The 8,907-nt window shown below is 64.7% G+C and carries 6 protein-coding genes; 1 reads left to right on the forward strand and 5 read right to left on the reverse strand.

Annotation, left to right across the window (positions count from 1 at the left end):
* Window positions 1-792 (forward strand): NAD-dependent epimerase/dehydratase family protein (locus tag EOA27_RS11005; RefSeq protein ID WP_127256147.1); only part of this gene is annotated, 792 nt, incomplete at its 5' end.
* Window positions 793-855: 63 nt separating this feature from the next.
* Here the strand turns inward: EOA27_RS11005 and EOA27_RS11010 are convergent.
* The 5 genes from EOA27_RS11010 to EOA27_RS11030 form a co-directional block, all read right to left on the reverse strand.
* The gene (locus tag EOA27_RS11010) at window positions 856-1,014 is read right to left on the reverse strand and encodes a DUF3309 family protein (protein ID WP_040991775.1); all 159 of its coding nucleotides are present in this window, start codon (window positions 1,012-1,014) and stop codon (window positions 856-858) included.
* A gap of 96 nt (window positions 1,015-1,110) precedes the next feature.
* A complete protein-coding gene (locus EOA27_RS11015) occupies window positions 1,111-4,287 on the reverse strand; it encodes an efflux RND transporter permease subunit (protein ID WP_126080785.1) in 3,177 nt (1,058 codons plus the stop codon).
* Window positions 4,288-4,361: 74 nt separating this feature from the next.
* A complete protein-coding gene (locus EOA27_RS11020; protein WP_126080784.1) occupies window positions 4,362-5,573 on the reverse strand; it encodes an efflux RND transporter periplasmic adaptor subunit in 1,212 nt (403 codons plus the stop codon).
* 354 nt (window positions 5,574-5,927) lie between these two features.
* On the reverse strand, window positions 5,928-7,349 hold the full coding sequence (locus tag EOA27_RS11025) for a coniferyl aldehyde dehydrogenase (protein ID WP_126080783.1): 1,422 nt from the start codon (window positions 7,347-7,349) through the stop codon (window positions 5,928-5,930).
* Window positions 7,350-7,473: 124 nt separating this feature from the next.
* The gene (locus EOA27_RS11030; RefSeq protein WP_126083677.1) at window positions 7,474-8,604 is read right to left on the reverse strand and encodes a patatin-like phospholipase family protein; all 1,131 of its coding nucleotides are present in this window, start codon (window positions 8,602-8,604) and stop codon (window positions 7,474-7,476) included.
* Between the last annotated feature and the right edge of the window lie 303 nt (window positions 8,605-8,907).

Genomic DNA, 8,907 nt, shown 5'->3' on the forward strand with positions numbered 1-8,907 from the left:
TCCCTGATCCGCGCCACCCAAGGCGTCGACATCATCTTCAACGGCTTGAACCCGATCTACACCGATTGGGGCAAGTGCATGCCGATGGCCGAGAACGTCATGACCGCCTGCCGTGAAAACGGCGCCCTGCATCTCTTCCCGGGCACCGTCTACAATTACGGCTCGCCGATGCCGCAGGTGATCACCGAAGCGACGCCGTTCCATCCGACCACCGAGAAGGGCCGTATCCGCTGCGCCATGGAAGACCTGTTTCGCGGCGAGGCCGAAGCCGGCCGGGTCCGCACCATCGTCCTCAGAGCCGGCGACTTCTTCGGCGGCACCGGCAGCGGCTCCTGGTTCGACCTCGTCGTCGCCGCCAAGATGGAGAAGGGCGTCTACACCGCGCCCGGCCCGGCCGACCTGACCCATGAATGGGCCTACCTGCCGGACTTCTCCGTCGCCTTCGTCGGCCTGGCGAAGAACCTCGACAAAACGGGCCTCTTCGAAGCCATCAACTTCCCCGGCCACGCCATCACCGACCTCGACATGAAGGCGGCGGCCGAGAAGGCGCTCGGCCGCAAGCTGAAGCTCTCCTTCATGCCCTGGTGGGTTCTGCGCGCCGGCAGCCCGTTCGTCGCAATGTGGAAGGAGATCGTGTCGATGTCCTATCTGCGCTACGAGCCGCACCGGCTGGTTTCGACGCGGCTGGAAGAGATCATCGGCGAAATCCCGCATACCCCGCTCGATGAGGCGGTGAAGGAGGCCTTGCAGGATATCGGCATCGCCGTGCAGCCCTCGCGCCTGGGCGCTTGATCAAAAGCTCCAACGAAAGATGAAACGGCCGGGTTTCAAAGCCCGGCCGCAATTCATTGAAGATCAGATTCTGCCCATCAGCAGCAGGATGAGCAGCACGACCAAAATGACGCCGACGATGCCGGAAGGGCCGTAGCCCCAGGAGCGCGAATGCGGCCATGCCGGCACGGCGCCGATCAGGATCAGGATCAGGATTATTACGAGAATTGTGCCGATCGTCATGAAAAATCCTCGCCGTCTGGTTGAACTTCGAGGGAACAATGCAAATAGCCGCCCGGTTGTTCCGGGCGGCTTCTCGTCTTGGCGTTGCGAACCGCTCTATTCCGCCGCTTTCGGAAAGGCAACCGCCGGCTCTGTGCCAGTTTCTCCAGCGGGCGCGCCCGTCGTGACCTCGCCCTTGCCACTGCGGAACAGGCGTCCGAACCAGCCGCGTCGCTGGCCGGGCTTCACCTTGGCGCGAGTGAACACCATCAGCATAGACGGCGTCACCACCAGCGTCAGCAGCGTGGCGAAGGACAGGCCGAAGACGATCGCCGAGGACAGCGAGATCCACCATTGCGTCGAGGGCGCGTTGATCGTCGTCTCGTGATGGAAGATTTCGAGACCGAGACCGAAGGCGATCGGCAGCACGCCGAGGATGGCCGACACCGCCGTCAGCACCACCGGACGGGCGCGCTCCCGGCAGGTCTGCAGCACCGCGTCCATCTTGTCCCAGCCTTCCTCGTGCAATCGGTCATAGGTGTCGATCAAAACGATGTTGTTGTTCACCACCACGCCGGCCAGCGCGATGACGCCGATGCCCGACATGACGATGCCGAAGGCCTCGCCTGTCAGAAGCAAGCCTAAGAACACGCCGATCGTCGCCATGACCACGCAGGACAAGACAAGCCACACGCTGGTGAACTTGTTGAACTGTGCCAAGAGCACCAGGAAGATCAGGAAGATCGCCGCGCCAAAGGCCTTGCCGAGGAAGGCGCTGGCTTCGGCGCTGTCCTCGTTGGAGCCGGCGAGCTTCCAGCGGATGCCGCTGCCGAGATCCATGTCGGTGACGGCCTTGGTGACCTGCTCTTGCACGGCGGCGACCTGCGCGCCGGCGCTGACATTGGCCTGCACGACCACGGTGCGCGCGCCGTCGATGCGGTTGAGGATGCCGACAGTCGGCTCGGGCTTGCGCACGACGAAGTTGGAGATCGGCACCGAGCCTTGCGAGGTCTGCACGCGAAGCTCGTCGAGTGTCGACAGAGTGCGCCGGTCCTCCGGCAGGCGCAGCCTTATGTCGACCGCGTCGTCGGCGCCGGCTGGCCTGTATTCCGAGAGCTTGAGGCCGTTGGTGACCAGCTGCACCACCGTGCCGACAGAGGTCGGGCTGATGCCGTATTGCGCCGCCTTGGCGCGGTCGACCTCGAGCGCCCAGTCGACGCCGGGCGGCGGCAGGCCGTCCGAAATGTCGATGACGTTGGGGATCTTGGCGATGCGCGCCGCCACCGCGCCCGCCTTGTCGTCCAGCCCGGCCGGGTCGGCGGCCGACAGCCGGATCTGGATCGGCTTGCCGGTCGGCGGGCCGGCTTCTGGAACGCGCACTTCGACATCGACGCCGGGAATGCCGGCCATCACGCCGCGCAGGTCATCGAGGATCTGGTTGGCGGACTTGCGCTGGCGCCAGTCGACGAATTCATACTGGATGACCCCGACCACGTCCTCCGGAATGTCCTGGCCGCCGCCCTGCGTCTTGCCGACGCGCGTATAGACCGACTTCACGCCGGGCCAGCCGAGCAGCCGGCTTTCCGCCGTCTTGGTGGCGGCGTCCATTTCCGCCAGCGAAAGATTGCCGCGGGCATGGACATAGAGCAGGCCGTAATCCGGCTCGACGCTCGGGAAGAACTCGACGCCCGCGCCATATTTCGAATAGGCGAAGCCGACGCCGACCAAAAGCCCGACGGTGAGCAGGATGACAGTCATCGGGAAGCGGACAGCCTGCTTGACCACGGCCATGTACCAGCCGTCGCGATTGCCCTCCTCGTGATGCTCCGGCGCCTTGGCGAAGATCGCGCCCAAAGTCGGCGCGAACACCAGCGCATAGAGCATCGAAGCCGACAGCGTCACGATCAGCGTGATCGGCATGTATTTCATGAAATCGCCGATGATGCCGGGCCAGAACAAGAGCGGCGAGAAGGCGGCGATGCGCGTCATCGTCGCCGCGATGACTGGGCCGGCCATGCGCTTGGCGGCCAGCGCGAAGGCGTCGGCCTTCGGCATGCCCTCACTCATGCGCCGTTCGGCGAATTCGGTGACGATGATGGCGTCGTCCACCAGCATGCCGACAGCCAGGATCAGGCTGAACAGCACGATCATGTTGATCGTGTAGCCCATCATGGCGAGCAGCAGGATGCCCATCAGGAACGATGATGGGATGGCAAGCCCGATGAGCAGGGAAGCCCGTCCCGACAGCGCATAGAGGATGACGATGAACACCAGGATGACGGCGATCATCACATGGTTCTGCAGGTCGCCGAGCAGCTGGTTGACGAAGACCGACTTGTCCTGCGTGTAGGTGACATGCATGCCCTCGGGCATGGTCTTGATGAAATTGTCCGACACTTCACGGACATGGATCAGGGTGTCGATGAGGTTGGCGCCGATGCGCTTCTTCACTTCGATGGCGATGGCCGGCTTGCCGTCGAGCCGGGTGACTGTCTCGGCGTCCTTGAAGGTCGAGCGGATGGTGGCGACGTCCTTGGCCTGGACCACGGCGTTCGGTGTGGCGACGACCGGCAGGTTGGCGACATCTTCCGGCGTCTCGATCAGCGACGGCACCTTGACCGCGTATTTGCCTTCCGAGCCCTCGAGATTACCGGCCGCGACAAGGCTGTTGGAGGAAGCGACGCCCTGAATCACCTGATCGAGCTGCAGCCCGTAGGAGGACAGCTTGACCGGGTCGATGACGACCTCGACGAGGTCGTCGCGCGCGCCCTGCAGCGAGCCTTCGAGCACGCCGGGCACTTCCTCGATACGGTCGCGCAGCTCGCGCGCGGCGGCCGTCAGCACGCGCTCCGGCACATCGCCGGAAAGCGTCACGACCAGGACCGGGAATTCCGAAACGTTGACCTCGTTGACCGTCGGCTCCTCGGCCGCCTGCGGCAGGTCGGCCTTGGCGTCCTGCACCTTGCTGCGCGTATCCTGCAGCGCCGTCGCGAGATCCGTCTGCGGCTGGAATTCGACCAGCACATAGCCGCCGCCCTGGAAGGCGGCCGAGCGCATCTCCTTCAGCCCCTTGAGGCTCTTGAGCTTGCTTTCCATTGGCCTCAGCAGCAGGCGCTCGGAATCCTCCGGCGAGATGCCCTGATAGATCAGGCTGACATACATCATCGGAATCGGAACGTCGGGCTCCGCTTCCTTCGGTGTCGACTGATAGGCGACCCAGCCCGCGACGAGCAGGAACAGCAGCGCCGATATTGTGAGGCGGGCATTGTTGATGGCGAGTCTGACGATATCCATGACTTCGGCCTGTTATGCTTCCAAGGCTGCGGACCGCCGTCGCGGGATTGGCCCGGCGACGGACGCGTCGTGCTTTACTGCGTGCCGGCGGCGGCTTCGCCGATCAGCTTGCTGATGGTCGCCTGATCGGCCTCGACGGGCTTCACCAAGTCGCCTTCCTTTACCAGCTCCTGGCCGGCGACGATGATGCGCGCATCTTCCGGAATGCCGCCCAGCACCAGGCCGTGCGGCGTGTCGTCGACGAGATCGATCGGGAAGAAGGCCACCTTGTCGTCCTTGCCCACGGCGCGGATGCCGAGGTCGCCCTTGTCGCCGAGCGTCACCACCGAACGCGGCAGCATGACCGCATTGGTCGGCTCGGCGCTGAGCGTGATCTCGGCCGTCATGCCGGCGGGGATGGAGCCGTCGCCATTGGGGATCGCCACCTCGACGCGGAAGGTGCGGGTCTGCGCCGAGGCATCGCGGCTGATGTAGCGAACCGTGCCGGTGACCTTCTGGTCGTTGACCAGACGCACATCGGCCTGGTCGCCGATCTTGACGTAGCGCAGGTCACGCTCGCTGATCTCGCCGCGCGCGATGACCGGATCAAGCTTCAGGATCGTCGCCACCTCGCCGCCCTGCATCACCGAGCTGCCGAGCTCCACCGGGATGCGGTCGATGACGCCGTCGAACGGCGCCTTCACCTCATTGCGGTCGAGCTCCGCCTGCGCGGCATCGAGCTGCGATTGCGCGAGCGTCAGGTTGGAACGGGCAGTGTCGAGCTGCAGCTTCGGCAGATTGCCGGTCTTGGCCAGCCGCTCGGCGGCGTCGAGCTCGGCCTTGCGCTGCACAAGCAGCTGCCTGGCGTTGTCGACATTGGAGATCTTCTCCTCGGCCGCGAGCATCAGCACGAGATCGCCTGTCTTGACATGGTCGCCCTGCTTGACCGGCAGCTTTTCGATGACGCCGGCGACGCGCGTCGCCAGCACGGCGCGCTTGTCGGCCTCGGTCAGGCCGGAGATGCGGATGGCGCGCGCGAAGGTCTTGCGCGGCGGCGTCACCACCGCCACGGTGCGCGACGCGGCCTTTGGCTCAGCCTCGGCTGTCTTCGCCTTGGCGGCCTCCGGCTGGCCGGCGCCGGCCTGTTTGTCGGTCGTAGCCGACTTGTCGGTAGTAACCGACTTGTCGGTGGTGACAGACTTGTCCGCGGCGCTGCCGACAGAGGAAAACTCGCCCGTTCCCATCCAGGCCGCGAAACCGATGAGCACGGCAACGGCTGCAAGCTTGTGAAACCTGATTTTCGGCATCGTCATTTTTCCGTAGCAGGACCTGGCTAGGTCGGCGCTTCCGACTTGGGCGCGCGGCCGATATGGGTGTGCGCGGGGCCTAGTTCAATTTGCCGTGATCGGCGGACGCCGCTTCTACCTGAAAGTTGCGGCGCAATATAGTCGGAAAAGTTGCCGGAACATTGCGGCGGGGAACGCTGTACCTCGACAAACACGGGCTTTTCTGCCAGCCGGCTGGCGCTTTTGCCGGCGCGCCGGCAGGTTTCCCCAAGGTTACTGGCAACAGCCGTCAGCATGATGCGAAAAATCGTCCACGGGCCGCGGCAGCCGTCCGGTCGGAGCGCGCTAGCGCCCCGCTATCCTCGGTTGAAGCTGTCAAGTGATGAGATTGAGCAGCCGGAAGATCCGCTCGAATGTCCTGCCGTAAGGCGGGCGCAGCAGGCCGCCCGCGCTGAGCTTCGACTGGATGAAGATCGGCTTTTCCTTGCTGAAGGTGCGGAATCCCCATTCGCCGTGATAGGCGCCGGTGCCGCTCTCGCCGACGCCGCCGAAGGGCTGCCGCTCCTGCACCAGATGCAGCATGCAGTCGTTGATCGTGACGCCGCCAGCCACCGTCTCGCGCATCACCCTTTGGCGGTTGGCGCTGTCGCTGCCGAACCAGTAGAGCGCCAGCGGACGCTCACCCCGGTTCACATGGTCGATGGCTTCGTCGACCGTGCCATATTCGACGATCGGCAGCACCGGCCCGAAAATCTCCTCGCGCATCAGCCGCAGATTGTCGCCGGCATTGCGCACCAGCACCGGCGCCATCTTGCGGTCGCTGACGCCGAGCGTCTCGTCGGCCGGGTTGATCTCGGTGATGTCGGCGCCGCTGTCGCGCGCCTCCGCGACCATGTCGCTCAGCCGCCGGTGATGCCGCTCGCTGACGATCGCCGTATAGTCGGGATTGTCGCCGAGGCGCGGATAGAGCTTGGCCATGGCGACAGCGAACTTGGCCGCGACCGCCGCGCCCTGGCCTCGCGGCACCATCAGATAGTCCGGCGCGATGCAGGTCTGTCCGGCGTTGAGCAGCTTGCCATAGGCGACGCTGGCGACCGCCGCGTCGAGGTCGCAGGACGGATCGAAGATTGCCGGCGACTTGCCGCCGAGTTCCAGCGTCACCGGCGTCAGGTTGGCGGCGGCGGCCAGCGCCACTTGGCGGCCGACGGCGGTCGAGCCGGTGAACAGGAGGTGGTCGAAAGGCAGCGACACGAATGCCTTGCCGACATCGGCGTCGCCCACCATCACGGCGACCTCGTCGGCGGCGAAATATTTCTCGACTAGGCTGGCGAGCAGGTCCGAAAACTTCGGCGTCAGCTCAGACGGCTTGATCATGACGCGATTGCCGGCCGCGAGCGCCGCGGTCGCCGGCGCGACGGCGAGCTGGAAAGGATAGTTCCAGGGCGAGACGATGCCGACGACGCCGAGCGGCTGCGGCAAAAGGCGGTTGCGCCCCGGCATAAACGGCAGGCTGGTGGCGACGCGGCGCTCGCGCATCCAGGCGCTGAGATGCGACAGCGCATGCCTAATGCCGGCGCGCACGACGAACAGTTCGGCAAGCCGCGTTTCCTCAGCCGAGCGGGCGGAGAAATCGCTGTCGATCGCCGCGCAGATCTCGGCTTCGTGCTTTTCGGTGAGCGCCAGCAGGCGGTTCAGCCGGTCCTTGCGCACATCCAGCGTCGGGAACGGCTCCTTCTCGAAGGCCCGGCATTGCGCTTCAAACCGGACGCCAAGAGCGTTCTGCCTCGTTTGCAGCATCGCAACCTCCCCTTTACGTTCAGGTAAGACTACATCGCGCCGCGGGCATGATCCAGCGCCCCGCCGGTTCCGTTGCGGAAGATGCTGACAGCCGGGACGGACTTGCTGACAGGCATGGATGACCTTAAGCCCGACGCCGCGCCGACTCCGGCTTGATATGCGCGGCGAGGAACTCCTTCACCCGGCGCCCCGGCGCCGGGCCGCGCAACGGCTTGAAGCCGTCGTCAAGCTCGCCTGAAAGATCGAGTGTCGGCCGCTGACCGACGGCGTCGTAATTCTCTTCCAGCCAGTCGCTGGCAGCACTTCGGCCGAGGTCGCGCAGATAGGCGATGAAGGCCCATTCGGCATTGACCTTGGACGAGGCCGAGAGGTCCTTGAAAGCCTCGTCGGCATCGATGCGGTGCATACGGATGTCGCGATATTCGCCATGCGGCAGGCGTCCGGCCGCGATCAGCTCCTTGACGAAGGCGATCGAACGGAATTCGCGCAGCAGGCCGGCGTTGAAGGTGATCTCGTCGATGCGGTTCTGGATCTCGTTGGCGCTTTTCGGCGTGCCTTCGCGCACCACGGGATTGATCTGCACCAGAAGCACATCCTCGGTTGCCGCCGCCTTGAAGAACGGAAAGAGCGCCGGATTGCCGCCATAGCCGCCATCCCAATAGGGAACGCCCTTGATCTCCACGGCGCGGAACAATTGCGGCAAGCAGGCCGACGCCATCACCGTGTCGAGGTCGATCTCGCCGTCGGAGAAAACGCGCAGCTGTCCGGTCTCGACATTGGTCGCCGAGATGAACAGCTCCATCGACTTGCAGGCGCGCACATTGCCGAAGTCGATCTCCTTCTCCACCACATCGCGCAGTGGATTGAGGCCGAGCGGATTGGCGACATAGGGCGAGAACACCCGCGACATCGTGTCGAAGAAAAGATAGCCCGGCGTGTTCTCGATCGACCAGTTGCCCCACGCGACGTCCCACGGCATGCGCTGCACCGGGCTGAAACGGCCCTTCGAGGCCACCGCCCGCCAGAAATCGTCGAGCTTCTTTCGCGCGCCTTCCACGCCGCCCCGGACAAAACCGTCGGCCAGCGCCACCGCGTTCATAGCGCCGGCGCTGGTGCCGGACACCGCCGCGATCTCCAGCCGCCCATCCTCCAGCAGCCGGTCGAGCACACCCCAGGAAAAGGCCCCATGCGAGCCGCCGCCCTGCAGCGCGATGTTGATCTTCTTCTTTTCCTCCGCCTTGCCGTTCTTCGCCATGGCGTTCCTTGTCTTGATGCGCTGGCCTGCCCCTGCGTCATGTTGCAAGGGCGGCTTCTGCCTGCCCATGTTGCAGTGCAACATATAAGGACGAACCAAGGCAAGAACACGAACACACAAGCGTGATCGGATGAAATTTTGGTCGCGAGACGCTCTTTTCCTCGCCCCACGAAAGTGCAGGGCTGTCCGGGGAAAGTTAGACATAGTCGAGGCTCATCTGATCGGGAGAGCAGCGGGGGTACCTTCGACTTGGATTGACGGGCGGCGGTTTGTCGATGGCGGCGATGTGGCGCCGCTCGAACA

Origin of the sequence: Mesorhizobium sp. M2A.F.Ca.ET.037.01.1.1 (assembly GCF_003998075.1) — a bacterium.
GTDB lineage: Bacteria > Pseudomonadota > Alphaproteobacteria > Rhizobiales > Rhizobiaceae > Mesorhizobium.

Bases quoted from the DNA above. Each gene is read 5' to 3' on its own strand.
- EOA27_RS11025 (WP_126080783.1), bottom strand. From the start codon at position 7,349: ATGCTGCAAACGAGGCAGAACGCTCTTGGCGTCCGGTTTGAAGCGCAA.
- EOA27_RS11030 (WP_126083677.1), bottom strand. From the start codon at position 8,604: ATGGCGAAGAACGGCAAGGCGGAGGAAAAGAAGAAGATCAACATCGCG.
- EOA27_RS11020 (WP_126080784.1), bottom strand. From the start codon at position 5,573: ATGCCGAAAATCAGGTTTCACAAGCTTGCAGCCGTTGCCGTGCTCATC.
- EOA27_RS11010 (WP_040991775.1), bottom strand. From the start codon at position 1,014: ATGACGATCGGCACAATTCTCGTAATAATCCTGATCCTGATCCTGATC.
- EOA27_RS11015 (WP_126080785.1), bottom strand. From the start codon at position 4,287: ATGGATATCGTCAGACTCGCCATCAACAATGCCCGCCTCACAATATCG.